A 24,880-nucleotide genomic window follows, 5' to 3' on the forward strand; every position below is an offset into this window, starting at 1 on the left:
CTTTCCAATAACCGTCAAGCTTCATAGGGCCACTAGGGCACTTGCCTGGAATGACACCGCGAGGACACGAATCAATGCCTGAACTCACCACTCACACACCGCCTTTCAGAACGGTGAACAAGATCCAGCTAGGTAACCGCCTGCTGCGTCGCAAGGAGGTCGAGCAGAAAACCGGCAAAAGCCGTTCGGCCATTTATGACGGTATTCGCCAGGGCACTTTCCCGGCCCCGGTGCCGATTGGCGGCAAAAGCGTTGCTTGGCTAGAGGAGGAGGTGGATAGCTGGATTGCTAACTGCCTGGAAGAACGCAAGCGCCAAACCTTAGGAAGCCGCCCAGCGCCGTTACGCATGACCACACACCAACCGGAGCGCCACGCATGAGCCAGTTTGAATTCACCATTAACGGAACAACGCTAAAGCTCACCGCTGACGATGTGGTCAAGCTTGAAGCCGCCATGGTCGACGCCACCAAATCACCCAGCCGAAAGGCCTTCCGTAAAGGGTCGACCGGTGATATCAGCGCTAAATGGTTAGATGGCCAGCGTGATGGCCTGGAACGCTTCAGCCGCCACCAGCCCGCCACAGAAATATTGACCGACTGCTAACCCCCTAACCCCTTTCCGCAAGCGGTAACGCTGCTGGGCTAAGCCCAGCGGGTAAGGGGAAGTTTTGTCCAGAGATCGTAAAAAAGCCCCAGCGTGTGGAGCGCTGGGGCAAAGGGAACAAATAAACAAAGAGGGATGTATGAATAACTTTAGCAGAGTTTTTGCCGTTTTCGACCTGAAAGACTTGCGAGGAACGCTCGGGAATGCTTATCATGAACTTGCCGTAGCAAAATCTACGGTCAGGTTTGGCGACCTGAGATTATCTAGGCGCAGTAGCGCCACTAGCATTGCAGGCGCTTTTTTTGTGCCCGTAAAGCTATGTTATGGCGGGCTGCGTGGGGAGACCTTCGGGTCTGCCGGTTCCCTAGATAGCCGGTTCGCCAACCCTGCGCAGTCCGCCCCCATTCTGTTTGGCGACAGTCGGGGCGGTTCCGAAGAGATATCTAGGAGCTTACCCATGGCCAATCACAGCCAAGGTGCGTCTACGCACACCCACGTTTCCCCCTCGCATGTTGCTATCGCGCTAATCGGTGCAAAACTGATTGCCTACCGTGTTAACCGTAAGCCTGCACAGCTTCACCAGTTGTTGGGTATGGCACGTATGGCCACCGCGCTAAACCTCCTCTCTTACCAAGAACATGACCAACTTCTCGTCGAGCTTGAGCGCTTGTGTGCCGAGGAGGTGGCTCATGACTAATTCCACCACCTCCCTACGTCTTGACGATGCGGTTTGCCTCACCGAAGCCGAATGCTTGTTAGTCGATCCCCGCGCCGATGGCGACACGCTGTTTGAACACGCAGAAATGCGCCTGGAGGCCGTCAGCAATTTGATGCTGTCGCTTTGCCAACTGGATACGCCAGGGGCCAGCGCCGATGCGCGTGATTTAGCCAACGTGGCTATCGCAGCGCGTATTTTATTGGCCGATGCGTCTGATCTTTTCCTAGTGGCGCGCAAAACCGTCAGCCGCCAAATACCGCCTGCCAAGAGGGGGGCGAGTCATGGCTAAGACGACCGTTCAAAAGATCCAGCAAGTGGCCATCGCCGCATTAAACGACGCTGAAACATTACTCGCCGAATGGCTACCCGATGGGGCACGCCAGGGCAGTGAATGGGTAGCACGCAACACGGCCCGCGATGATCAAGGCAAAGGCTCGTTTGGTGTCTCGCTCACCAGCGGCAAGTGGAACGACTTTGCTGACTCAGACGCCCATGGTGGCGATTTGGTGTCGCTACTTAGTTACTTGCGCGGCTGTCGGCAGGTAGACGCCGCCATGATGATCGACCAGCGCTTAGGGTTGGGTATTTTTCATCGCAACGGTGAGGCGCAAGCCTCACCCCCCATTGCTGTTACTCCCACCAAGACCCAGCTACGCCAGCAGGCGGAAGCGCAACGCCTAGCGGTTCAACAAAAAGCCGCCCAACTGGCCAAGCAGCTTTGGCTCAATGGCCAGCCCGCTTGCCCTGGGCATGCGTATTTGGTGCGTAAGGGGATTAACCCTTACCGCCTACGCCAAACCCCCAAAGGGCAGCTAATGGTGCCCCTTTACGCCAACGGTGAATTGGTCAATGTGCAGTTGATCGATGCGCAAGGGAATAAGCGCTTTTTAAAAGGCGGGCAGGTGCAGGGGGCTTACTCACCCCTTGGCCATGTATTGCCAGGAAAAACGCTGTACGTCTGCGAGGGCTGGGCAACGGGAGCCACTATCCACGCCCATACCCGCGAACCCGTGGCGTGCGCCATGCACGCGGGCAACCTTGAGCCGGTGGCGCGTGCGTTATGTGAACGCTATGGCCACCTAGAAATGGTTATCGCGGGCGATGATGACCGCGCTACCCCTGGAAACCCTGGGCGTCATGCCGCCAATGCCGCCGCGCTGGCAGTGGGGGCACTGGTGCTGTTCCCGGCTTGGCCGAAAGAAGCCCCGCATAGCCTGACCGATTTTAACGACTTGGCGTGCTGGTATCGCCAACAAGGGGGCAGCCATGAGTGAGGTAAAACGTGAGCAGCAAAGCCACCTTGCGCTTGTTGGCCAACCGACTGCGCCGGAGATCGACACGTTAGAGCGCCCAAGCTATGCCGTTTACGAAGGGCAAACCCTGGTGGATGGCAAGCTGTTTCGAGCGGGCACATGGTTTCACGGCATCAAACAAGGCCAGGGTGATGATATTGGCCAACCGTTTGACCTATGGATCTGCGCACCGCTGCATGTGGATGCTGAAACGCTCAACAGTGATGACGGCAGTGTAGGCCGCTTACTGCGCTTTAAGCACCGGGGCAAGGTCATTGAATACGTCATGCCCATGGAAGCACTGGCTGGGAAGGGCGAGGAGATCCTAAAAGCCCTTTTCCGCCAGGGCTTAAAAGTGGAGTACCACCAGCGCCGCTATGTGCCTGCCTATATCGCCAGTCACCACGACTTAAAGCGCGTGCTGGCCACTACCACCAAACCGGGCTGGCACGATGCAAGCGGTGCGTTTGTACTGCCCAGCAAAATTTTAGGCGGTAAGGACGTGCGCTTTCAGGACAGCGGTAAGGGTGCCCACCTATTTTCCGAGCGGGGCTCGCTGGAAAGCTGGCAAAGCGAGCTAGCCCACTACTGCCAAGGCAACCCGGTGCTGATTCTATCGGTTTGCTGCGCGTTGGCGGGGCCGCTGCTTTCAAAAGTAGGCGTAAACGGTGGTGGTGTGCATTTGGTAGGTGACTCATCGAGCGGTAAGTCACTGGCTCAGGCTATCGCCGCCTCAGTATGGGGCGACCCCAGCCGTTTTGCCGCGTCTTGGGATATGTCGCGGGGCGGTATCGAGATTGAGGCATCGTCCCGTAATGACACGGTGCTGATTCTGGACGAGATAAAACGCGCCGACCCCAAGCGGGTACAAGAAATGGCCTACGCCATCGCTAACGGCACCGGCAAAGGCACCATGACGCGGGAGCGGGAAGGGCGGCCCAAGCTGTATTGGCGCGTTTTGGCGCTTTCCAGTGGGGAGCGGTCACTGTCTGAACATGCGGCCATTTCAGGTAATGCCGCCCACGCCGGGGCAGAGCTGCGCATGGTGGATGTAAACGCGGGCACCCGCGCCTACCGTGCCTTTGATGACGTTCACGGCATGAGCGGGGCTACCTTCCATAGAAAGCTAACCACGGCCACCGCACACCACTACGGCATGGTGGGGCCTGCGTTCGTGGAGCGCTTGATTAAAGAGACTGATCCCGACGTTTTCTATCAGCGCTTTGCACAAGTGCGGGACGGCTTCGAAGCCGAAGGGCCACAAGCGGGCAGGGTAGCGGATCGCTTCGCCATTATCGGATTTGCCGGAGAGCTGGCCATCACCTATGGGCTTTTACCCTGGAAGGCCGACACCGCCGCCAGTGCCTGCCGCCAACTGTTTGACGAGTGGTTACTTACCGTTGGTGATGGGAACGCAGAGGATAGGCAAATACTTAGCGCGCTATCGGATTTTATCGCCATGCACGGTGATAGCCGCTTTTCCGATATCGCCGCCAGCTTGCCTAACCCCAACGTTAAGCACCGTGCCGGTTACTACGAGATCGAGGGCTTAAAGCGCCTTTACCTATTCAACCGCGCTTCATTGAGTGAGGCCGCCTCAGGCTATGGCCGAGAGCGAGTGATACGCACCCTGGAAACCTACGGCGTGTTGGCCAAGGTGGATAGCGGGCGCAACCAGAAAAACTACCGCCTGCCAGGAGGAGGGAGCACGCGCTTTTTCGTCATTGATCCCGACAAACTGGAGACAGAGCGGAGGAACCCATGAAAAACCAAGCGTTCTGGGCGAATTCTGGCGTTCTCTCCCTAGCCGTTGCCGTCTCAAAAACAGCGGCTACAGGTGGCAGCCTACAAGGCACTGAAAATAATAGCCTTTATGGCTGTTGCCTTGTTGCCGCCTTTTTCGAGTGTCAGAGAGAGGAATTATATAGAGGGGAAAAACACGCCTGCCAGGAAAGAGGAGTTTCGGCTCATAAGCTCAAGAACCTAGTTACGCGTGAACCTAGTTTCTATGGCAACAGTGGCAACAAGGCAACGGCCAGTAACCACGCGGGTTTCAGCGTTGCCTTAGTAATAAGAGAGGTGGCAACAATGGCAACACATCTCTTTATATACCTATGTGGTTGTGTGTCTGTTGCCATTTCAAAAAACCGTGGCAACAGTGTTGCCACTAAAAACCCTATTAAAATCAGTGGAATAGCCCCTGTTGCCTTGTTGCCACGATTTTTGCGACCTAGAGGGTGGAAACACACAGGTGACAGAATTCTGTTCGTACTGCGAACAACTTCAAGCGGTCTAGTGACGCCGACCCCTTTCCCTTCCTGGCAGGCGTTTTTCACCCAGCTAAACATTTCTCGTTGGTGGGGCTTTGGCTCCACTGCATCACCCTGCACCCCAACCGCCCAATGGAGGGCCTGATGAACCAACCAGCCACAACCACTCAGCAAGCCGACAGTAATAGCCACGAGGGCCAAGCCATGGAAACCACCCAGCCAGAGGGACAAGCACCCGTCAAAGGAGGAAAAGTCCCCGGACGCAAATTCAACTACTTTTCGCCGCCAGATATTGCTGGCTATACCACAGAAGAAAAACTGACTTTAGCTTTCGAAAAAGAGCTTAAGAGCTACCATACGCGCCGCCAAAAATTAACGGAGGCATGCCGTGAGCTTGACCGGCTCAAAAAAACGCTAAGTGCCTTGGAGCAGCAGGAAAAAGCGGCAGATGGAGAGTGGAAGCTTAGCTTCGTCAAAGGGTTCGGTAAGCAGAGCAAATCGGTACGTGAAAAAATCAAGCAGAAAACCCAAACGAAGCTTGAGGCAGAGCAAATTCGAGAAATGATCCTACTGCTTGAGCCTCAAATACAGTGGCTCAAAATGCATACTTACCAGACGCGTAAATCGTTGGTGGCGTACCAAGGCCGCTTGCTGGAATTATCGGCGCACAACCGGCTTATCTCAGCCATCGATGAGCTGTCCCAAAACACGGACTGCATGGCCAAGCTGGCTGAAGTAGTGCCTAGTCTATTAGATCGCATCGCCACTGATACCTGTAACGATCACGGCCTTATGGCTACCCTGGGTATAGATGCCAGTATGCAGAAGGGGCAAGGGTACTTAGCAGTACTGTCTAGAGATGACACGGTGCAGTTGAGTCGTGAAATAAACAAGCGGCAGATGTCAGCGCTTGGTGAGCTTTTCCTAAGCCGTATACCAATCAATAAGAAAAGAATGACCATTCCAGGTATAGAGTTGCCTGAACGTCTAACGTATGAAGACTATGACGATGGTGGCTATTACTCACCTATCCGCTTCCCCCAGGAGCTAAAGGCGCTCGAAGCCCAAATGGGTTACGTGCCAAGCATGGAAGAGCTGGATAGCGACGATACCGCCGCCTAGCTCGATCACGCTTCTACAGTCAAAGCCCCGCCTTTTGTGCGGGGCTTTCTCGTTGCAAGCATGAATGGGGTCTACTGTGGCACACAGCGGCCTTCAACAGTGGTTGCCAGGGGCTATGCCCCGCAGCCCGCCGCGACCCACGGCGCGCTCTCGACACCCCGCCCCGCCCGCGCGCTAAATGGTGTGGTTTTTATGCACCCCTGCGCCCGCCGCCAAGCCTCGCCACTGCTGGGCTGGCTGGTCAAAAATGGGTGCATGGAAATCATGCGAATTCATGCGGAATTATGCACTTCCAACAGGCAAGAGGCAGAGATATATCCTAAAGCCAGGCCACAGGCTGGCCGATAGCTTAGAAAGACATTCCTGATAAGACCCTGTAGAGCCGAGGCCTTCCAGCGCAGAGTGGCCTAAAGTCGCAGCTAAACGGGTTGCATAGGCGTAAAGGAATGGGCAATACTGCTAAAAATAATTAAAGTTAAAATTGAGATTTATGAGTATCAATTTGCTTGCGGCTGGGAGTTGAAAATCACTAGCAATCGTAAGTGGTGCCGATGTCATCGTTTGATTACAGGTGCTAGTAGTTCTTTCTGTTTGGTGGCCTGTCCACTTTAACTGCACAGCAGCTACCGATCCAAACCGCACCTTGCTGGAAATACAGCATGCTGATTCAGTCGTGTTATGCAGATGGCACGATAATCAATGCTACATTGCCTATTTATACATATTTTTAATTGGAATTAGGGTGTGGATAATGGTTGTATAAATTCAATGGACGTGCTGCAAGGTTCACTGAGGTTATGTTGAGGGTGAAATCAGTGTTAGGTGCTTATCAAACGTCCTTGCAATACGGGCATGGGAGACACAATGGCAGAAAGCAGTAGTTTCTTCTCGGCTATCCAGAAATACAGAGCCGAGTATCACAAATTGTTCTTGGCTGCTTTTAAGGACGGATTACACCTTGTTAGAGAAGTAAACGATTCCGGCAAGTACATTGGCACTCACTTCAAGTTCCCAAGCCTTAGCTTTCGCAAGAATGGGCTTCCTCAGCTGTCTTCAACGATCGGTTCTGGGCCGGTTGATTACAGCGGATGTTTTTCTTCTTTCAGTGGAAAACCGCTCGTCGAAGAAGATAAAATTGAAAGCTTTGGCAAACTCGTCCAGTACGTCAGATCACAAGAGCTTCTACTAAAACGCTTTAGCTTGGCTGAAGAAACACCATCAATGCGGGAGCTAGAGATAGAAAAATTTCAAATATTGTCTTTTGTTAAACATTCTATAGATCGATATATCCATAGATTCAATACATTCGAATATCGGTACCAGTCCGTTGAGGACATTATCAAGCCTGCAATCTCTTATATTTTTGAAGAGAAACTAAGTATAGATATTTGTGTGCCAATACTATTTTTGAATTTTGAGATCGATGAGTACGAACTTACAGATGGCTTTTCGATTGTGCGGATTCCGGACAATCAGCACTTGTCTCGGTATGAGGTCAATTCATACAACACCAGTGCTCATGAATCGGTAGTTCATGCAGCTACTCATGCACTGGTTCTAAAAGACTGGTACGTTCCAAACACTGAGCGCCTGTGGGATTTCAATACTCTGAACAATGCACGGGCTTACCCTTTAAAGATCATTGACCGATTCTTTGGGGCAATAAGAGTCTGTTCAACGAGCAAGACTGGGTACGGCCAAATCTACTCCTTAGCTAAAGGCTGGGAGAATCACTGCAAAGCAAGTTTACCCTGCATCGAAGGTGCAACTGTACGAGCTTACCCATCTGATTTTGAGAACTATTACTGGAATATAGATCAAGTGCCACTCGTAACTAGTGCTCAACTTGAGCAGCTTAAGGAGGTTTTTGAACAACTTTCCAACGCTTCAGAGAATTCCATAAGTCTATCTCTTAAGCGGCTCAATCGGTGTCTGGTCCGAGACGATGAAGAGGATGCGGTGCTTGACGCTACGATTGCTCTTGAAGCACTTCTGTCTGATGACGGTAAGCAAGAAATGACGCATAAATTGGCTATGCGCATTGGTGCATTAGCTGGGTTTGATACATCATTTGAGCGAAATTCCGTGGAAGCATTCCATGATATAAAAAGTATCTATAAATACCGCTCTAACATCGTTCATGGTAGTCAGAATCTCGAAAAAAGCAGGATGGTTAAGCTAGATGACGAGACACAAAAGCCAGCCCACAATCTTTCAATTGACTATGTGAGACTGGTATTGAAAGTACTGTTGGCAAATGAGCGATTTCGCGATCCTAGGAAAATCGATCAAGAACTGCTTTTAGGTTTGATCACGGATGCTTAACAATCGCATGCACTGCGACGGCTTCTCCGTTACGGCTCCGCCTTCACTAAAAAGCTGCGCGTGTTAGCAGCGTTAAAACTACTAGGATAGTTATATGCCTAGATCTCTACTTATTTTTGGTAATGGAATAGGGTTGGCTTTGAATCCCGAGTATTTCTCACTTAAAAATGGTTTGACGAGCGTATGGAATGATACGGACCACTTGAGTGAGAAACATAAAGAACTCATTCTTAGTGCGATTGAAGGTACTACTGAGGAAAAACCTCCCTGCTCAGAAGATCAACTCGATCAGCTTCAGGTGGCCATTATTGCCACTGAGTATCTATGTAACTTCGAAGTATCTGGTACATCATGGGTATCTCCAGTAGCTAAAGAGTTACCATCTACTTTCAAAAAATATATTCACGAAGTTGCATTACACTTCCATCGTTCAGGTAATAAGCTGCCTGATGAATTTCTAGATCCACTTTCAGATTACATCAAAGATACAAAATCTCATGTGGTCACCCTCAACTATGATAACTTGCTATACGATGGTTTTAAGTCAAAGAATGTTCTTGATGGCTATAATGGACCTCTAGTTGATGGGTTTTGGGCATCAACTGGATTTGGTGAAAATCATCTAAATAGACATAATATCAGTCGTCACGGCTGGTATATGCATCTTCATGGATCGCCGTTATTCATTGGTAATAACAAGGTTATGGGAGCGGGGCGAGATTTTTTAGATCCCGAAAATGAATCTCATATAGTGTTAACTCATGTTGAACACAAACCACTAATCATTGGTTCCTCTCATATACTTTCTTCTTACTGGCGAAGACTGGAGAAGGCTTTTGAGGAGTCAGATAAAATCATATTATTTGGTTATTCTGGTCTGGATGTGCACCTAAACGAAAGGATAAAGCTAAGAAAAGAAGAGAAAGAACTTCTTATCGTTGAGTGGAGTGGCGCAGGAGAAGAAGACCATAGAAGAAATCACTGGGAGAAAAAGGTTGGCTTTGGCCGGTTTGAGCTAGTCCAGTTAGATAATATTTTAGAGTTTACCGCATGGTAGCTTTAATAAACGCGTCAATTATGATGCTCGCAAGATCGCGCATATTATACAGGCGTAAAGTGCTATATCAGTGGCTTCTGAAGTACCGCTCCTGGCCGAATGCAGAGCTTCAAACTATTCTGATGGCGAGATGACATATAACGACCCAAAGTGGACATTCCGGCGAAAGCGGCATGCTGGTTCAGCAGTGTTATGCAGCTGGCATAATCATCTATGTTAGGCTCTTCTACATGGGAAAATAAATGACTGTCGAAAAAGAAATAAGAGATTATTTGTTTGCGAATATTAGAGAGCGAGATACCAAGTCGAGAGATATAGATTTGGTTCTCTACTTTTATGGATTTGGAAAAGACCTATGGCCCACTTTAGAAGATGCAGCAATTAAATTTAACGTTGGGGATTCAGAGGGAAGACGGTCAGAACGCCCTCGGCAAATAATAAAATCTAAATTCAGGGAGGTGGCAGTTTTAAGTAAATTTTATTTATTAAGTGAATTCTCCAAATACTTAAATTCATTTTCAGTTCATTCCTCTGAAGATTTAAATAAATACTTGGAAGTGAATGGTCTGTTTGATGGGGATCAGAATATTGTTTCTCTTGTGAGGCTGCTCAATGATCTTGGTGAAGCTAAAGAATATAAAGTATATACTATTGATCTGAAAGAACTAACTAGGTCCAGGTATAACGAAAACAGAGAAATAATTGTTGGGAGAGAGTCAAGAGTTAAAGCTCTGCAAAAAGCCCTAAAAAAAGCTAAGACAATACCGGGCTTGCTTGGGATTGCTAGGCTTCAATATCTTATGGAAGAAGTTGGGCTGGAAGATATTGAAGCTCAAGTTCTATTGCACGTAATAAAATCAGATTCGGATTCTTGGTTTTATAGATACAATGGTGAAGACTATTACCTCTTTGAGTCTAGAGACAATGTGATCGTTAATAGTCTTGAGAAAATAAAAAACATAGCCAGCCAAGAAGAGCTAAATACCTTGGCAATAGTCTTGGAAAACTCGTTAAAAAGAAGAACTGCTCCAAAGAAAAGAAAGTATCCTCCAGTAGATGTGATTAAACAATATCTACAAAGCTCTAAGTATACACAGATTAAAGGATCCATCGTTCAGATAAATATTGAATTAGGAAAGCTCACTGATATAGAAAAGGCAGTCGGTAACTATCTTTCTGAATCCAATGCAAATGACTATCCCACAATATCAAATTATTTAATATCTTTAGGTTATGACAAGCCACTTGTTGATAAAACCGTATTTCACTCACCTTTGCTTTTCGTCGATAAGAGTGAAGGTAAGTTCCACTATAAGTATAGACTGATTGGGAGAAGTGTTAATAATGCCGACATGCCGAATATGTACGAAGTTTTTCGTCAAAAACTAATTAAAGCTTCATTAGATGGTACTGATGGAAGCGGCAGCGTGGCAACTAGAAAAGAGCATCATATTTTAAGTTTATGGCTATTTGAAGGAAAGGAAAAAGAAAAGTGCGCGATTTGTAAAAAAGAATTTTCAGTAAAATCATTAGTTACTGCGCATAAGAAGAAACGAAAAGACTGCGCCGAAAATGAAAGAACAGACCCATATATAGTTATGCCATTGTGCGTTTTTGGCTGTGACTATCTATATGAGAATAGGGTGATTTATGTTGATTTTGGTGTTGTAAAGTTAACGGATTGCCTCGAAGAAGGTTATGGTTGTGAATTAAGTTATATAGAGAACATTAAGGGTAATAGATTAGACTCTAAGTGGCTTAAAGGTGGTGACCTATATTTTCCAAAACCTAACAAGAAAAAGCAATCGGACGCATAAATGCACCGCTGTTTTGGCTTTATATCAGCGCTTGCTGAAAGCCGAACTTGGCCGTAAGCAGTCCATCTGTGCCGCAAACTGAATCGCGAGTGGTGTTATCCAACGATAAGCCGTTAGCGGGTTGCAGATGGAGGGGGCTGGTATACTGTGTGGTATATTGGTTTTTTGCATTCCATTTTAAAACCATATAATTCAATAGCTTAATGTGTTTTATAAACTCCTGCCAGGGCTCCATAACCTCCCACTCCATTCTCCCTTTACCATCTATTTCCCATTTCGACAGTTAGTCTCTCTTGGCTGCCCCGGCTCTGCCGGTATCAGGTATGCTCTTGTTTTGCCGTTTCTGCTGCACCTGCTAAGGACATTGCTATGCGTTTCCAACCCGCTATTGCCATTACGTCGCTTGCGATGATCTCTTCGTTGCTGCTGCCTACTGCGCTTCTGGCGCAGGATGCCCATATTGGCAGCGTGCGAACGGAGTTTAGGTTGATTGGCCCGAACAGTACGATTGAAGTGGAGCGCTTCGACGACCCAAAAGTGCAGGGGATTTCCTGCTATCTCTCTTACTCTCAGGTGGGCGGCTTATCGGGTGCGGTCGGGCTGGCTGAGGAAGCTAGCGAGGCGAGCGTGGCTTGTCGGCAAACGGGAGAAATCGTCTTCGACCCTGACGAGGTAGACGAGCAAGAAGTCGTTTTTAACCAGCGCCGCTCTGCGTTGTTTAAGAATATGCGCGTGGTGCGCATGCACGATGCTGAAACCGAAACCTTTGTGTACTTAACTTATAGCACCAAGCTGGTGGATGGTTCTCCAAAGAATGCGATTTCGGCGGTCCACTACGGTGGGTTTTAAGAGGGCTTAGCGGGGCTTCCCCAGCATCTGTGTCCAGAAGGTGGTATAGCGCGAATCGGCGTTGCTGGCCTTGGCCATGCCCATTTCGGTGAAGGTGCCATTCATCATATTGCGGCAATGGCCGGGGCTCTCTAGCCAGCCGTTTATCACGGCGGCGGCAGATGCGTGCCCAGCAGCAATATTTTCTCCCAAGGCTTGCCACGTGTAGCCATGTTGATTGGCGCGTTGCTCAATTCCTGCGCCGTTAGCATCGGTATGGCTAACGTAGTCGTTGTTGGCCATATCGCTGGCGTGCATTGCGGCAGCGGCCTCCAGTTGGCAGCTCCAGGTTAGTGGGCTGGCTGCTGGAAATGCTTGATCGCCACATTGACGAGCGTTGTTGCGTGCCTCGTTTACCAGTCTTAGCATTTCCTGTTGCTGCTCCATCAGGCCACACGCGCTGTTGGTGCTGTCGGCGTGGGAGTCACCCACGGCCTGCGTGCCGCTGCCTATCAACATCAGTGCTATCGCGCTGAACAGTGCCCAGCGGGTAGGGCGCTTTAAGGTGGAGTTAGCCGTTACGTTGTTCATTTTCGCCGATGTAGGGGCGGCCTCTTTTTCAGGTTGATTTTATCCGAAAGCGATACCCGATAAAGGCCTGCTTGCGGGTCGGAAATGCTGAGGCGCGCGTCTTAATCGCTTTTTGTACCAATCCTGCCCGCAGCCTAGCTACCATTTTCGGTGCCATCCAACCCCACCGTCCAGTTTTTAGTGTATATGCTAAAAATATATTTTGACGTTTTTTATAAATGTAGATATTTTTGTTAGTCATTACGGTTGATGCTGCCTATCTGAAAATGAAGAAGCTGGCTCGCTAGTGCTTTGGGAAGTACAGGCAATGGCGTTGTAGCGAGTTCGTGGGAGGCGCGGCCAGCGTTTGAGAGCACGCTCTAATGTCATGGCAAAAAGGAAAACAAGATGAGTGAGTTACCCGATATTTTGATACCTGACGCATTTATTGGCGGAGAGTGGTGCGGTGCTGACAAGCGCTTTGCGGTCACGAATCCGGCAAATGGTGAGCTATTAGCAGAAGTCCCCGACCTGGATGCTGATGGTGCACGGGCAGCGGTTGCCGCAGCAGAGGCAGCAGGGCCTAGCTGGAAAAAGCGTACTGCTAAAGAGCGTGCAACGCTGTTACGCGCCTGGTTCGATGCCATCATGGCGCATCAGGAAGACTTGGCTCGACTAATGACGTTGGAGCAGGGCAAGCCGCTGGCAGAGTCCCGCGGTGAAGTGGCGTATGGCGCGTCATTTGTCGAGTTTTATGCTGAAGAGTCCAAGCGCATGGCCGGTGAAACTTTGCCGGGCCATGGTGTCGATAAGCGCATTCTGGTGTTTCGCGAACCGATTGGCGTTGTGGCCGCCGTTACGCCCTGGAACTTCCCGCTGGCAATGATCACCCGTAAATGTGCCCCCGCTTTAGCGGCAGGCTGTACGGTGGTTATCAAACCTGCAGAAGCAACGCCACTGACGGCGTTGGCGGTGGCGCGTCTGGCTGAACTTGCTGGCCTGCCCGCTGGGGTAATCAATGTGGTCACGGCTAGCCAGCCTGCACCCATTGGCGAGGTGTTAACCACCGATCCGCGCGTGCGTAAGTTCTCTTTCACCGGCTCTACGCCAGTGGGTAAAAAGCTGCTTGCTCAGTGTGCCGGTACGGTCAAAAAAGTATCGCTGGAGTTAGGCGGTAACGCCCCTTTCATCGTGTTTGATGACGCCGACCTAGACGCCGCCGTTGAAGGGGCCGTTGCCTCCAAGTATCGCAACTCTGGCCAGACCTGTGTGTGCACCAACCGTTTCTTGGTGCAAAGCGGCGTTTACGAGGCATTTGTTGAGAAGTTTGCCAAGCGTGTGGCTGAACTGAACGTGGGCAATGGGCTGGATGATGGCGTTATGCAAGGCCCGTTGATCAATCAGGCTGCGGTTGAAAAGGTCGAGTCCCACATTGGCGATGCGTTGGAAAAGGGTGGGCGTTTGGTCTGTGGCGGCAAGCCGCACACGTTGGGCGGCACTTTCTTCGAACCGACGATTATTGCTGATGTGACCGACACCATGCGGGTTGCCCGTGAAGAGACGTTTGGTCCCTTGGCGCCTGTGTTCCGTTTCGAGACGGACGAAGAAGCCATTGCCATGGCGAATGCGACTGAGTTCGGGTTGGCAGCTTACTTCTATGCCCGTGACTACCGCAGAATTTGGCATGTAATGGAAGGGCTGGAGTACGGCATGGTAGCCGTTAACGAAGGCATTCTGTCTACCGAGCTAGCGCCCTTTGGTGGGGTGAAAGAGTCTGGGCTGGGCCGTGAAGGCTCACGTCATGGGCTTGATGAGTTTACTGAGTTGAAATACGTCTGTGTTGGCGGCCTATAAGCGATTTTCACTAATTAACTGAGGAATGCAGTAAATGAAGATGAGCAATGCACAGCTGAATGAGCTTAAACAGAAATATGTCGCTAATGGTGCCGCCAGCCCTGCAACGCAATTTGCGGACCGTGCTGAAAACGCGATTATCTGGGATGCGGATGGTAACCGTATTATTGATTTCGCGGGCGGTATTGGCGTGCTTAATATCGGCCATTGCCATCCTAAGGTAGTCGAAGCGGTTAGGGAGCAGTTAGGTCGGGTGATGCACACTTGCCAAACCGTTATTCCTTACGAAGGCTACGTGAAAGTCGCTGAAAAACTCAGCCAGCTCACGCCTGTGCGCGGCCATGGCAAAGTTATGCTGGTTAACTCCGGGGCTGAAGCGCTAGAGAATGCCGTTAAGATTGCGCGTGCCGCCACCGGCAAGAATAACGTGATCTGCTTCGATGGTGGCTACCATGGCCGTACCTTTATGACCATGGCAATGAACGGCAAAGTGGTGCCTTACTCGGCTGATTTCGGCAGCATGCCGGGGAATGTTTTCCGTGCGCCTTACCCCGTTCCGTTCCATGGGGTCAGCGAAGAAGACGCTATCCGCGGTCTTAAAATGACGCTGAAGACCGATGCTAACCCAAGAGACACCGCCGCTATCGTGATTGAGCCTGTGTTGGGTGAAGGCGGGTTCTATCCTGCACCGGCCAGCTTCCTTAAAGCGGTACGTAAAATTTGCGACGAGCACGGCATGCTGATGATCGTCGATGAAGTGCAGTCTGGCTTTGGCCGTACCGGTAAGCTGTTTGCCATTGAGCACAGTGGTGTTGAGCCTGACCTTATGACCATGGCTAAGAGTATGGCCGGTGGCATGCCGATTTCAGCCGTGGTGGGAACGGCTGAGCATATGGATGCGTGTGGCCCGAACTCGCTGGGTGGCACCTATTCAGGTAGCCCGGTTTCTTGTGCGGCCGTGTTAGCGGTACTTGAAGTATTCGAAGAAGAAAAGATTCTTGAGAAGAGCCAAGCCTTAGGAGAGGTTCTGGGGCAGCGCTTTACCCAGTGGCAGCAGCGCTTTGCTTGTGTCGAAAACGTGCGTCACTTAGGTTCGATGGCGGCATTGGATCTTGTTGCTGCTGATCAAACCCCCGACCCAGAGCTTGCAGCGGCCATGTGCAAACGTGCCCGGGAGAAGGGTCTTATCCTGCTGTCGTGTGGGCTTTACGGTAATACGCTCCGCTTCTTAATGCCGGTCACCATTGAAGACAGCATCCTTGAAGAAGGATTGGCGATTGTTGAAGAATTGCTCGAAGAGCTTACAGCGTAATATCTAGCGTCTCATTGGTTAGTTAAGCGCCAATTTGAAGCTTCTGTAGTCAGAAAGCTTTGGTAGCTAGAACGCTTTTGTAGAGGGCGTTGATAAGAGCGCTGAAAAGCGTATTGGTTAACGAGTTGATAGAAGCCGGTGCAGCTAGTCTGCATCGGCTTTTTTTATTGCTTGTTGCCGATGTTATTGAGTGCGGGGGAAGAACACGTTCAAACAGCTGTTACAAGGTGTGTTATTATTTTGACCCACTTTGCAAAATGCATACTCATGAATTCATCTTTCTTCCCAGACGAAAAGGCGGATGCCAAGGAAAACTTGGGTATTCGTGCCTACAAGCTACTTAAAATAGATATTATTAAAGGCACTTTTCAGCCTGACGAAAAATTGCGTATGAGTGTGCTTAAAGCGCGCTATGACCTGGGTATTGGCCCTCTGCGAGAAGCACTTTCCCAGCTTGTTGCTGAGTATTTAGTGGTGGCAATTAGCCAGCGTGGCTATCGTGTAGCGCCCATGTCGCTCGCTGAGCTTAACGATATTTACGATGCCCGGGCGCAGGTTGAAGCGATGATGTTGGGGCTTGCAATCGAGCGCGGCGATGATGCCTGGGAAGCCAATATCCTGGCAAAGTCTTATCAATTAGCAAAGCTGACGGAAATGAACTCGCCAGAAGGGCTGTTAGATAGTTGGGATCGTCGGCACAGTGATTTTCATACCGCGATGGTGGTTGGCTGTAACTCTCCTCACTTGATGAAAGTGCGCGCTGGGCTGTTTGATAAAGTTCAGCGTTACCGCTTTTTGTGGCTTAAAGAAACCGTGTTTTCTGCTCAGGCCCTTGAAGAAAAGCGCCAAGAGCATGCCGCCTTAGTAGACGCCACCCTTGAGCGCCGCAAGGATGAAGCAGTGGCATTGATGCATGAACACTTGATGTCTCCCGTGCCGATTATTGCCCAGGTGATGCGCCAACAAAGTGTCGCATAAGGCAACAGAAGGCAGCGCAGAAACGCTAAAAGAAAAGGCCCTAATGATTAGGGCCTTTTTAGTTGGGTTGCTGTTCGTTAGCCGTTTGATACGCCTGTTTAGAACAGTAAGTTGGGCAACCATAGCGCAATACTTGGGAATAGTACGATTATGGCTAACCCCACTATCTGTAGAGCAACATACGGCAGTGCTGAACGATAGATATCAACGATAGTAATGGACTTTGGCGCGACTGATCGCATATAGAACAGGTTATACCCAAAGGGCGGTGTCAGATAAGCGGACTGCATACTTATAATAAACAGCACCGCAAACCAAGTAGTATCGAACCCTAAGTCACGTACGATTGGCACATAAAGCGGAATCGTGATGAACAGGATCGCAAAGTCATCGAGAAACATGCCCAGTGCAAAGAAGCTAATTAGCATGATGATGATGACGGTATAGGGCGACAGCGAGAAGTCATTAATAAAATCACTGACGATCATACCGGCGCCTAAGCCCATATAGATACGGCTAAAGAATACCGCGGCAATGGCAATCCAGAGCAGCATACCGGTTATTTTGGCCGTGCTGAGCATGGCGTAGCGCAGCAGGCTCCAGTTAAGCCGACCTCTCAGCGCTGCAATCAGCATTGCCCCACCAGCCCCGACAGCAGACGCTTCCGAAGGCGAGGTTACCCCTCCGATAATGCAGCCCAATACGGCAGTGACCAAAAGGCCTGGGGCAATAACGTGGCGCAAAGACATCAGCTTTTCTTTGGCACTAAAGCGTTCTTCTACTGGCGCAGCAGGGCCTAGGGAAGGGTTGATACGGCAGCGTATTAATATGTATGCCATGTAAATAGCGGCAAGCATTAGGCCGGGTACTAAGCCAGCAGCGAATAGCTTTCCTACCGATTCACGAGCCAGAAACGCATAGACAATCATTAAGATACTAGGTGGGATGAGAAAACCCAATGCACCACCCGCCATGATCGTGCCGGTGACTAGCCGCTTGTGGTAGCCCCGCTTGAGCATTGCCGGTAGTGCAATGATCCCTAGGCTGACAGTAGCTGCCCCTGAGACTCCCGCCATGGCAGCGATAAGGGCGCAGATCAGAATGGTGCCAATCCCGAGCCCGCCTGGAAGGCTGCCCATCAGCTTATGCATCATCTCGAAAAGGTCATCGGTAATACCGGAACGTTCCAGTACCAGTCCCATAAAGATGAACAGCGGCAGGGCCACCAGGAGAAAGTTGTCCATGGTGCTGTATGCCGATGAGAGCAAGAAGTCTAAGCCACCAGGGCCAAACATCATGTAGGCACTTCCCATGCCCGATATCATCAACGCCCACGCTAGCGGAGCGCCTATTGCCATTAGGACGATCATGGAGAAAAACATGATCGCCGTAATTATCATGGGGTCTAAATTTAACATAGGGATACCCTTTGCATGGCATATCCGCCAGGACGTGCCGGGGTGTGTCTCTTATTTTTCACGGTAAAACCACGTTGAAATAGAACGAGGGTTAAACAGCACGATAGTTAATCAGCGTCGCTAATGTCGTCTCGCGGATCGTCATAGGGAATGCCAAGTAAACGCACGATGGCCCTCACTAGCTCTGCTATGCTCTGCAGAATTAGCAGCCCAACAGCAATTGGAATGGTCGCCTTTATCGGCCAAAGCGCAGGACGCCAAATGCTTCGGTTGGAATATTCGCCAATTAGCCAGGAGCGGTGGGCAAATTCCACGGCCATGGTGAAAAATATGCACAACACCAAAATACCCAGTGAGAACACAATCACGTCACACAACGCCTGCATGCGGAAGGGCAGCAGGCGATAAATGACATCACTGCGCACGTGGCTTTGGTGGCGTAAGGTATAGCTGCCAGCCAGGATGCTCAGTGCACCGAAGAACATCGTCGCTAGTTCGTGCCCCCACACCGTGGGGGCATTGAGTACATAGCGAGCGACTACTTCATAGAGCAGTACACCGATAATACCTAGCGTCAGCCAGGCGGTGACTCGTCCGACCCAGTCGGAAAGCCCATCCTGAAAGCGTAGATATCGGTTGATCTTACTCACTCAATCTTCCTTGCGCTTTGGCGTTGTTGATCAAGATTTCAACGGCTTGGGCATTTCGCTCAGAGCGTGCCGCTTCTTCTTCCCAAATCGGCAAAGATGCTTCCGCTAGGCGTTGTGAATCTTCTGCTGGCAGGGTGGCGAATTCAAACAGCTCACCTTCATCGATGATCCGTTGGTTGCCTTCTTCAAGCCAGTTGTGAACGTCTTCCAGGTACTGAGCCAGCTCATCTACCAAAATTTGCTGCTGCTCTTCGCTCATCCGTTCCCAAGTGCGAGGGTTGATGAATGCGTTTTCTGTCCAGCCTGGGTTGAGTAAGTTGATATCGGTGTAGTAGCCCGCTACTTCATTGATTCGTAGCTGTTCGTATTCAACAGGGCCACCGTAAATGGCACCGTCGATAACGCCAGTCGAAAGTGCGACGTAGAGTTCTTCACCGGGAATAAAGGCTGTCGGAATATCGAATTTTTCCAGCACCGTTGCAATGGAGCTGGTTGCGCGGATGCGCATGCTGGCAAGATCTTCCAGGCTGGAAACAGGCTCTCGGGTGACTAGACCATAATCGCTACCAAAGCCGCGGCCAATCAGCTTAACGCCTTGCTCTTCGTAAGCTTCTGCGATGAGTTCATCAAGGCCTTGGTTGGCAAATATATCGTGGGCTTCTTCAGCGCTTACCCATGCTCCTGGTAGGCCCCCTTCGATCGTGCCGATACCCACTGTGCCTGGCCAGTAACTACCCACACCATGGCCGATATCGATGCTCCCACGGGCAACGGCTTCGACAAACTGGTCGCTGCTGACTAGCTCGCCGCCACGGAAAAATTGAATGCTGATAGTGCCATCACTCGCTTCACTTACCCGTTCCCGCAAATCAGCTGCAATCTGATCCACTTCGGTGCCATAAAACGTGTGCATGCGTAAACGAACGGTATCGGCATAAAGCGCTTGGCTAGCCATGATGGAAGCGGCGATGGACGTCGCTAGAGCGCATTTCACGGATGTTGAGAGCTTCATAAAACCTCTTTCTTGATCGCGTTTAGAGTTATAGAGGGCATCCATGCTTCAGTTTCGAAACCATGTTGCGCCCCCAGTTTAATCACACGCATGGTACTCAGGCTATAAAAAATTTCTATAAAATCGTCTAACATCAACATTTTTGCATTACGTTGACTGATGTCAAACCAAACCGAAACTGCATCTATAAATTAACTTTTTATTAATTTTCATCGAGTTACTGTGTTTTTGAGCGATATATTGCCGATCAGGTGTATTAGGTAAGCGTTGATAAACGGTGTAGCCAACAGGTCGTCGAGTCTGCTATTGGCCTAAATCCTCTTTGGGTAAGGCCTTAAGACAGCACTTAAGACAGCGCTTGAGACAGCGCTTGAGACAGGGCTTGAGACAGAGCTTGAAACAGGGTTTGAAACAGAGCTTGGAATGCTTGCGGGTTTTAATGAGTTTTGGCGCTTGAATACACGCAGACTTGAATACATGCCAAGCAGAAGAGCTGCCCCGCCTACAGGCAGAGCAATCAGCGAAAGAGCTTTCCTTCTCTTCGGGTTATTGCGTCCTAGCGCTGCTTTTTTTAATAAACGCGGCACGCGCTATCGTTAAGAATTGTTTAGTAGGGGTAGTGTGAGCGGTGGGGTCTTAACAATGAAAACGAATCAAGGATCTGATAATGAAATATCCACTAACCCTGTTAGCTGCCGCTGTTGCTGCCACCGTTACCACAACCAGCTATGCGGCGCCGTTGCTGAGCGACCAAGCATTGCTCGTCGATAGCCCGGAACACTTGAGTGCCAATGCCTGGGTAGAAATCTCGCAATCGGCTTTTGAAGGGAACGTGCGCGGTGTTCTGGAATTATTGGGCGAAGAAGCGGAGCTTTGCGCCATTATGAAAGCCGATGCCTATGGTCACGGCATTGCTAATTTAATGCCTTCCGTGATTGCGTTAGGTATTCCTTGTATTGGTGTGGCGAGTAACGAAGAAGCGCGAGTTGTTCGGGCATCTGGTTTCGATGGGCGTTTAATGCGCGTGCGTAGTGCGACACCAGAAGAAGTGCGCGGTGCCTTCGATTACGGCATGGAAGAGTTATTTGGCGATATAACGGCTGCGCGCCAAGCCTCCAGCGATGCCGCTGAGGCAGGGGTGACACTGCGCTATCATTTGGGCCTTAATGCCGGCGGTATGGGACGCAATGGCATGGCGCTTGATAGTGAAGCCGGTCGCCAGGAAGCGTTAGAGCTTCAAGACTTAGCGTCGTTAGAGCTGGTGGGCATCATGACCCACTTTGCCTTTGAGGACGAAGATTTTGTTCGTCAGGGGTTAGCGGCGTTTCATGAACAAAGTGACTGGTTAATCGAGACGGCTAATCTGGATCGCGAGGCGCTAACGCTTCACGCCGCCAACTCATTTACCACCATGGAAGTGCCTGAAGCACGCCTTGATATGGTACGCCCGGGTGGCTTGCTGTATGGCGATCTACCCCATTATGAGCAGTTCAAACCGGTGATGTCGTTTCGCACGCGGGTAGCGTCGGTTAACGATTACGCGCAAGGCAGTGGCGTTGGTTACGATAATGTCAGGGTGTTGGAGCGCGATAGCTTATTGGCGAACTTGCCTGTTGGCTATTCTGACGGCTACCGGCGCGTTTTCACAGACGCTGCTTTTGTACTGGTCAACGGTGAGCGTGTGCCGGTCATGGGCAAAGTGTCAATGAACACGACCATGGTAGACGTGACGGATGTCGAGGGCGTGGCACCGGGCGATGAAGTGGTACTTTACGGACTTCAGGGTGACGAGCGAATTACCATTGGAGAACTTGAAGACCTTAATGGCGCGCTACTTGCCGATCTTTACACGGTATGGGGAAACTCTAACCCGAAGGTGTTGCGTCCAAGCGATAGCGATACAGGGACAGAGACAGATAGCGAGTAATTATTGCTAATACAGGTAGTAATGTACTGTGTTTGCTGACGACACCACCCCGCTCAACTGAGCGGGGTGGCTGCGTTTTGGGGAAGGATTATTGCGCTGAAAAGCGGGGCTGAGCGTTATAGGATCATCGCGGCTATCCAGCCAAAGGCAATCAGCGGAATATTGTAGTGCAGGAAGGTCGGAACAACGCTGTCCCAAATATGGTCGTGCTGGCCGTCGGCATTGAGACCGGCGGTTGGGCCAAGCGTTGAGTCGGAGGCCGGAGAGCCTGCATCGCCCAAGGCGGCTGCGGTGCCTACCAGCGCCACGGTAGCGAGTGGCGAAAAACCAAAGTTAAGTGCGAGTGGTACGTATAGCGATGCGATAATTGGGATTGTTGAGAAGGAGGAGCCAATACCCATGGTAATGAAAAGGCCCACAAGCAGCATAATCAGCGCTGCCAAGCCTTTATTATCACCAATGACTTCTGTAGAGCTGCTGACCAGCGCTTCAACCTCGCCACTGGCCTGCATCACACTGGCGAAGCCCGCCGCGGTGATCATAATGAACCCAACCAAGGCCATCATGCGCATGCCTTCAGTGAAGATGCCATCCTGCTCATGCCAACTAAAGACGCCGCTTAAAGAGAGCAGCGCAAAGCCAAAAATCCCCCCCAGCACCATTGAGCCGGTGTAGAGCTGAACGGCCACGGTGCCAACCAGTGCGATTGCCAGTACGGCTTTTTGCCAACCTTGCAAATGCTGGGCCGCTTGCGCTGGGGTTTCATCGCCCTTGGCCAGGTCTCGGTCTTGGTAGTTACGCCCTTTGCGATAGCTAAACAATACTGCTACGGCAAGGCCCAATGCCATGCCACCAATAGGAATCACCATTGCCATGGGCACCATCTGACGGGTGACTTCTAGGCCAAATTCGGCACCACTTTCATTGAGGTTGGTGAGCAAAATATCGTTCAGAAAGATAGCGCCAAACCCTACTGGTAACAGCATATAAGGGGCGGTAATACCGAAGGTAATCACACAAGCAACGAGTCGGCGGTCGAGCTTAAGGTGATTCATCAGTTTCAGTAACGGCGGAACCAGGACAGGAATGAAGGCAATGTGTACCGGAATAAGGTTCTGAGAGCTGACCGCCGCGGCTAATAGGGCGGCCAGTAGGGTATAGGTCACCATGCGGCGACTACTGCCAGAATCATCAACATGAAAACGCGCAATGGCGCGGTTTGCCATTACTTCGGTGATGCCCGAGCGTGAGAGCGCGACGGCGAAAGCACCCAGCACAGCATAGGCTAGGGCTACAGTGGCGCCGTTGCCAAGACCGTCGTTAAAGGCATCAAGGATGGCATTGATCGGCATGCCCGCATAAAGCCCACCCACCAACGTTGCGACGATTAAGGCAAAGACAACGGAAACGCGAGCCAAGCTGAGGCTGACCATTACTAAAATGGCCAAAACGATAGCATTCATGAATAGCTACTCTTGTCGTTGGAGTTAGAATTAGCTGGAATGTGATTTAGCTGGAATTGAATGCGGTGAAGCCCCGCAGCCTGTTGCTACGGGGCAGGAGTGACCGCTTAGTGCTGGCTTGGCAGGGTGCCAGGGCGAAGCAGGTGGCTCAGCGTTCTGGCTGACAACAAGCTGCTGGCGGCTTCAATGTCTGGCGCGAAGAAGCGGTCCTGTTCGTAGTGCGTGACATGTTCACGCAGCAACTGCTTGGCTTGCTCAAGTTGCTGTGTTGTCTTTAAGTCGTGGCGCATATCAAGCCCTTGGCAGGCACAGAGCCACTCGATGGCTAGAATGTCGCGTACATTATCGGCCATTTCCCATAACCGCTTACCCGCCGCCGGGGCCATGGATACATGGTCTTCCTGGTTGGCTGAAGTCGGCAGGCTATCCACGCTATGCGGGTGCGCTAAGGCTTTATTTTCACTGGCAAGCGCGGCTGCCGTTACCTGGGCGATCATAAACCCAGAGTTTACGCCGCCTTTCTCGACCAGGAAGGGCGGTAACTGAGACATGTGTTTGTCCATCATCAGCGAGATGCGGCGTTCCGCCAGTGAGCCAATTTCGGCAATCGCCAAAGCTAAGTTATCAGCCGCCATGGCCACTGGTTCGGCATGAAAGTTGCCACCGGAGATGATGTCGTCGGTATCTTCAAACCCTCTGTCAGTAAAAACTAAGGGATTATCAGACACCGCGTTGATTTCCACCGCCAATACGTCGGCAACATGGCGAATCTGTGTCAACGCTGCACCCATCACCTGGGGCTGGCAGCGCAAGGAGTAAGGGTCTTGTACTTTATCGCAGTTGGCGTGGGAGTTGCCAATGTCGCTGCTCTCGCCGAGTAAATGTCGATAGGCCGACGCCGCATCGATCTGGCCACGTTGGCCACGTACTTCATGAATGCGCGCATCGAAAGGTGAGCGTGAGCCCAGCGTGGCTTCAACCGTCAGTGAGCCGCAAACCGTGGCGGCAGCATAGAGGTCTTCGGCATCGAACAGGCCGCGTAGCGCGTAAGCCGTTGACACCTGGGTGCCGTTGAGCAGCGCTAGGCCCTCTTTCGGGGCTAGTGCAATCGGGCTAAGACCGGCGACTTTTAGCGCTTCTTCAGCGCTGAGCCATTCGCCTTTGTGGCGTGCTTTGCCTTCGCCAATCAGTACCACACTCATATGGGCCAGCGGCGCGAGATCACCTGACGCACCCACAGAACCTTTGAGCGGAATATGCGGATACACCTCGGCATTGATCAATGCGATAAGGGCATCAAGGACTTCACGACGAATACCGGAAAAACCGCGTGCCAGGCTATTCACTTTCATTACCATGATCAGCCGCACAAGGCTGTCATCCATCGCAGCGCCCACGCCGGTGGCATGAGAAAGCACTAGCGAGCGCTGCAGTGCTTCCAGGTCTTCATCGGCGATACGTGTTTGAGCAAGCAGCCCAAACCCGGTGTTAATACCGTAGACCGTGCGGTTTTCCTCGACCACCCGATTGACGCAGTCGACGCTTTTTTGGATTGCCTCGTCAGCGCTGCTAGGCAGGCTAACCGTGACGGGGGATTGAAAGACCTGGCGCGCTTGCGCCAGTGTCATTTTGCCGGGCTGAATGTCGAGATGGGTCATTATTA

The 24,880-nt window shown here is 50.9% G+C and carries 22 protein-coding genes; 16 read left to right on the forward strand and 6 right to left on the reverse strand.

Annotated elements, in window-relative coordinates:
- The first annotated feature begins 74 nt into the window (after positions 1-74).
- From HVE01_RS06875 to HVE01_RS06930, 12 genes are all read left to right on the forward strand, one after another.
- Positions 75-380, forward strand: a complete 306-nt coding sequence (locus tag HVE01_RS06875) for a helix-turn-helix transcriptional regulator (RefSeq protein ID WP_146943161.1) — start codon at positions 75-77, stop codon at positions 378-380.
- On the forward strand, positions 377-604 hold the full coding sequence (locus HVE01_RS06880; RefSeq protein ID WP_146943163.1) for a hypothetical protein: 228 nt from the start codon (positions 377-379) through the stop codon (positions 602-604). Before HVE01_RS06875 ends, HVE01_RS06880 begins: the two co-directional genes overlap by 4 nt.
- A 139-nt stretch (positions 605-743) precedes the next feature.
- Positions 744-1,301, forward strand: coding sequence for a hypothetical protein (locus HVE01_RS06885; RefSeq protein WP_146943165.1), 558 nt, complete (start codon positions 744-746; stop codon positions 1,299-1,301).
- Positions 1,294-1,611 (forward strand): hypothetical protein, encoded by a 318-nt coding sequence (locus HVE01_RS06890; RefSeq protein ID WP_146943167.1) that lies wholly within the window; start codon positions 1,294-1,296, stop codon positions 1,609-1,611. Before HVE01_RS06885 ends, HVE01_RS06890 begins: the two co-directional genes overlap by 8 nt.
- Positions 1,604-2,596 carry a toprim domain-containing protein gene (locus HVE01_RS06895; protein WP_146943169.1) on the forward strand — a complete coding sequence of 331 codons (993 nt, stop codon included), beginning with the start codon at positions 1,604-1,606 and terminating at the stop codon, positions 2,594-2,596. Before HVE01_RS06890 ends, HVE01_RS06895 begins: the two co-directional genes overlap by 8 nt.
- Complete coding sequence (locus HVE01_RS06900; protein ID WP_146943171.1) at positions 2,589-4,379, forward strand: DUF927 domain-containing protein; 1,791 nt, start codon at positions 2,589-2,591, stop codon at positions 4,377-4,379. The genes HVE01_RS06895 and HVE01_RS06900 overlap by 8 nt, the downstream gene beginning before the upstream one ends.
- Complete coding sequence (locus tag HVE01_RS06905; RefSeq protein ID WP_146943173.1) at positions 4,376-5,029, forward strand: hypothetical protein; 654 nt, start codon at positions 4,376-4,378, stop codon at positions 5,027-5,029. Before HVE01_RS06900 ends, HVE01_RS06905 begins: the two co-directional genes overlap by 4 nt.
- Positions 5,029-6,006 (forward strand): hypothetical protein, encoded by a 978-nt coding sequence (locus tag HVE01_RS06910; RefSeq protein ID WP_146943175.1) that lies wholly within the window; start codon positions 5,029-5,031, stop codon positions 6,004-6,006. Before HVE01_RS06905 ends, HVE01_RS06910 begins: the two co-directional genes overlap by 1 nt.
- Before the next feature lie 864 nt (positions 6,007-6,870).
- Positions 6,871-8,331: a HEPN domain-containing protein gene (locus HVE01_RS06915; RefSeq protein ID WP_146943177.1), complete on the forward strand. Its 1,461-nt coding sequence runs from the start codon at positions 6,871-6,873 to the stop codon at positions 8,329-8,331.
- Between the two features lie 94 nt (positions 8,332-8,425).
- The gene (locus HVE01_RS06920; RefSeq protein ID WP_146943180.1) at positions 8,426-9,388 is read left to right on the forward strand and encodes an SIR2 family protein; all 963 of its coding nucleotides are present in this window, start codon (positions 8,426-8,428) and stop codon (positions 9,386-9,388) included.
- 242 nt (positions 9,389-9,630) lie between these two features.
- Entirely contained in the window at positions 9,631-11,205 is a 1,575-nt protein-coding gene (locus HVE01_RS06925) for a hypothetical protein (protein WP_146943182.1), read from the forward strand.
- A 369-nt stretch (positions 11,206-11,574) separates the two neighbouring features.
- Positions 11,575-12,054: a CreA family protein gene (locus HVE01_RS06930; protein ID WP_146943184.1), complete on the forward strand. Its 480-nt coding sequence runs from the start codon at positions 11,575-11,577 to the stop codon at positions 12,052-12,054.
- A gap of 6 nt (positions 12,055-12,060) precedes the next feature.
- On the opposite strand, the gene HVE01_RS06935 is transcribed toward HVE01_RS06930, so the two are convergent.
- Entirely contained in the window at positions 12,061-12,624 is a 564-nt protein-coding gene (locus HVE01_RS06935; protein ID WP_146943186.1) for a CAP domain-containing protein, read from the reverse strand.
- A 387-nt stretch (positions 12,625-13,011) separates the two neighbouring features.
- Here HVE01_RS06935 and HVE01_RS06940 point away from each other — a divergent pair, with 387 nt between their 5' ends.
- From HVE01_RS06940 to csiR, 3 genes are all read left to right on the forward strand, one after another.
- Positions 13,012-14,457: an NAD-dependent succinate-semialdehyde dehydrogenase gene (locus tag HVE01_RS06940; protein WP_125749462.1), complete on the forward strand. Its 1,446-nt coding sequence runs from the start codon at positions 13,012-13,014 to the stop codon at positions 14,455-14,457.
- A gap of 40 nt (positions 14,458-14,497) precedes the next feature.
- Positions 14,498-15,769: a 4-aminobutyrate--2-oxoglutarate transaminase gene (gene gabT, locus HVE01_RS06945; RefSeq protein WP_146943389.1), complete on the forward strand. Its 1,272-nt coding sequence runs from the start codon at positions 14,498-14,500 to the stop codon at positions 15,767-15,769.
- A 267-nt stretch (positions 15,770-16,036) separates the two neighbouring features.
- Positions 16,037-16,747: a DNA-binding transcriptional regulator CsiR gene (gene csiR / locus HVE01_RS06950; RefSeq protein WP_146943188.1), complete on the forward strand. Its 711-nt coding sequence runs from the start codon at positions 16,037-16,039 to the stop codon at positions 16,745-16,747.
- Between the two features lie 98 nt (positions 16,748-16,845).
- Here csiR and HVE01_RS06955 read toward each other — a convergent pair whose 3' ends face one another.
- From HVE01_RS06955 to dctP, 3 genes are all read right to left on the reverse strand, one after another.
- Complete coding sequence (locus HVE01_RS06955; protein ID WP_125749456.1) at positions 16,846-18,165, reverse strand: TRAP transporter large permease; 1,320 nt, start codon at positions 18,163-18,165, stop codon at positions 16,846-16,848.
- 107 nt (positions 18,166-18,272) lie between these two features.
- Positions 18,273-18,815, reverse strand: a complete 543-nt coding sequence (locus HVE01_RS06960) for a TRAP transporter small permease subunit (RefSeq protein WP_125749453.1) — start codon at positions 18,813-18,815, stop codon at positions 18,273-18,275.
- A complete protein-coding gene (dctP, locus tag HVE01_RS06965; protein WP_146943190.1) occupies positions 18,808-19,827 on the reverse strand; it encodes a TRAP transporter substrate-binding protein DctP in 1,020 nt (339 codons plus the stop codon). Before dctP ends, HVE01_RS06960 begins: the two co-directional genes overlap by 8 nt.
- Before the next feature lie 667 nt (positions 19,828-20,494).
- Between dctP and alr the strand changes: the two genes are divergently transcribed.
- Positions 20,495-21,754 (forward strand): alanine racemase, encoded by a 1,260-nt coding sequence (gene alr, locus HVE01_RS06970; RefSeq protein WP_146943193.1) that lies wholly within the window; start codon positions 20,495-20,497, stop codon positions 21,752-21,754.
- 116 nt (positions 21,755-21,870) lie between these two features.
- On the opposite strand, the gene HVE01_RS06975 is transcribed toward alr, so the two are convergent.
- Positions 21,871-23,217 carry a Na+/H+ antiporter family protein gene (locus tag HVE01_RS06975; RefSeq protein WP_125749444.1) on the reverse strand — a complete coding sequence of 449 codons (1,347 nt, stop codon included), beginning with the start codon at positions 23,215-23,217 and terminating at the stop codon, positions 21,871-21,873.
- 107 nt (positions 23,218-23,324) lie between these two features.
- Positions 23,325-24,875, reverse strand: a complete 1,551-nt coding sequence (hutH, locus tag HVE01_RS06980) for a histidine ammonia-lyase (RefSeq protein WP_146943195.1) — start codon at positions 24,873-24,875, stop codon at positions 23,325-23,327.
- Positions 24,876-24,880 lie beyond the last annotated feature (5 nt).

The sequence above is a fragment of the Vreelandella venusta genome (assembly GCF_007989605.1).
GTDB lineage: Bacteria > Pseudomonadota > Gammaproteobacteria > Pseudomonadales > Halomonadaceae > Vreelandella > Vreelandella venusta.

Excerpts from the sequence above, each read along its gene's own strand:
- HVE01_RS06875 (WP_146943161.1), top strand. The coding sequence starts at position 75 with ATGCCTGAACTCACCACTCACACACCGCCTTTCAGAACGGTGAACAAG.
- HVE01_RS06880 (WP_146943163.1), top strand. The coding sequence starts at position 377 with ATGAGCCAGTTTGAATTCACCATTAACGGAACAACGCTAAAGCTCACC.
- HVE01_RS06885 (WP_146943165.1), top strand. The coding sequence starts at position 744 with ATGAATAACTTTAGCAGAGTTTTTGCCGTTTTCGACCTGAAAGACTTG.
- HVE01_RS06890 (WP_146943167.1), top strand. The coding sequence starts at position 1,294 with ATGACTAATTCCACCACCTCCCTACGTCTTGACGATGCGGTTTGCCTC.
- HVE01_RS06895 (WP_146943169.1), top strand. The coding sequence starts at position 1,604 with ATGGCTAAGACGACCGTTCAAAAGATCCAGCAAGTGGCCATCGCCGCA.
- HVE01_RS06900 (WP_146943171.1), top strand. The coding sequence starts at position 2,589 with ATGAGTGAGGTAAAACGTGAGCAGCAAAGCCACCTTGCGCTTGTTGGC.
- HVE01_RS06905 (WP_146943173.1), top strand. The coding sequence starts at position 4,376 with ATGAAAAACCAAGCGTTCTGGGCGAATTCTGGCGTTCTCTCCCTAGCC.
- HVE01_RS06910 (WP_146943175.1), top strand. The coding sequence starts at position 5,029 with ATGAACCAACCAGCCACAACCACTCAGCAAGCCGACAGTAATAGCCAC.
- HVE01_RS06915 (WP_146943177.1), top strand. The coding sequence starts at position 6,871 with ATGGCAGAAAGCAGTAGTTTCTTCTCGGCTATCCAGAAATACAGAGCC.
- HVE01_RS06920 (WP_146943180.1), top strand. The coding sequence starts at position 8,426 with ATGCCTAGATCTCTACTTATTTTTGGTAATGGAATAGGGTTGGCTTTG.
- HVE01_RS06925 (WP_146943182.1), top strand. The coding sequence starts at position 9,631 with ATGACTGTCGAAAAAGAAATAAGAGATTATTTGTTTGCGAATATTAGA.
- HVE01_RS06930 (WP_146943184.1), top strand. The coding sequence starts at position 11,575 with ATGCGTTTCCAACCCGCTATTGCCATTACGTCGCTTGCGATGATCTCT.
- HVE01_RS06935 (WP_146943186.1), bottom strand. The coding sequence starts at position 12,624 with ATGAACAACGTAACGGCTAACTCCACCTTAAAGCGCCCTACCCGCTGG.
- HVE01_RS06940 (WP_125749462.1), top strand. The coding sequence starts at position 13,012 with ATGAGTGAGTTACCCGATATTTTGATACCTGACGCATTTATTGGCGGA.
- gabT (WP_146943389.1), top strand. The coding sequence starts at position 14,498 with ATGAGCAATGCACAGCTGAATGAGCTTAAACAGAAATATGTCGCTAAT.
- csiR (WP_146943188.1), top strand. The coding sequence starts at position 16,037 with ATGAATTCATCTTTCTTCCCAGACGAAAAGGCGGATGCCAAGGAAAAC.
- HVE01_RS06955 (WP_125749456.1), bottom strand. The coding sequence starts at position 18,165 with ATGTTAAATTTAGACCCCATGATAATTACGGCGATCATGTTTTTCTCC.
- dctP (WP_146943190.1), bottom strand. The coding sequence starts at position 19,827 with ATGAAGCTCTCAACATCCGTGAAATGCGCTCTAGCGACGTCCATCGCC.
- alr (WP_146943193.1), top strand. The coding sequence starts at position 20,495 with ATGAAATATCCACTAACCCTGTTAGCTGCCGCTGTTGCTGCCACCGTT.
- HVE01_RS06975 (WP_125749444.1), bottom strand. The coding sequence starts at position 23,217 with ATGAATGCTATCGTTTTGGCCATTTTAGTAATGGTCAGCCTCAGCTTG.
- hutH (WP_146943195.1), bottom strand. The coding sequence starts at position 24,875 with ATGACCCATCTCGACATTCAGCCCGGCAAAATGACACTGGCGCAAGCG.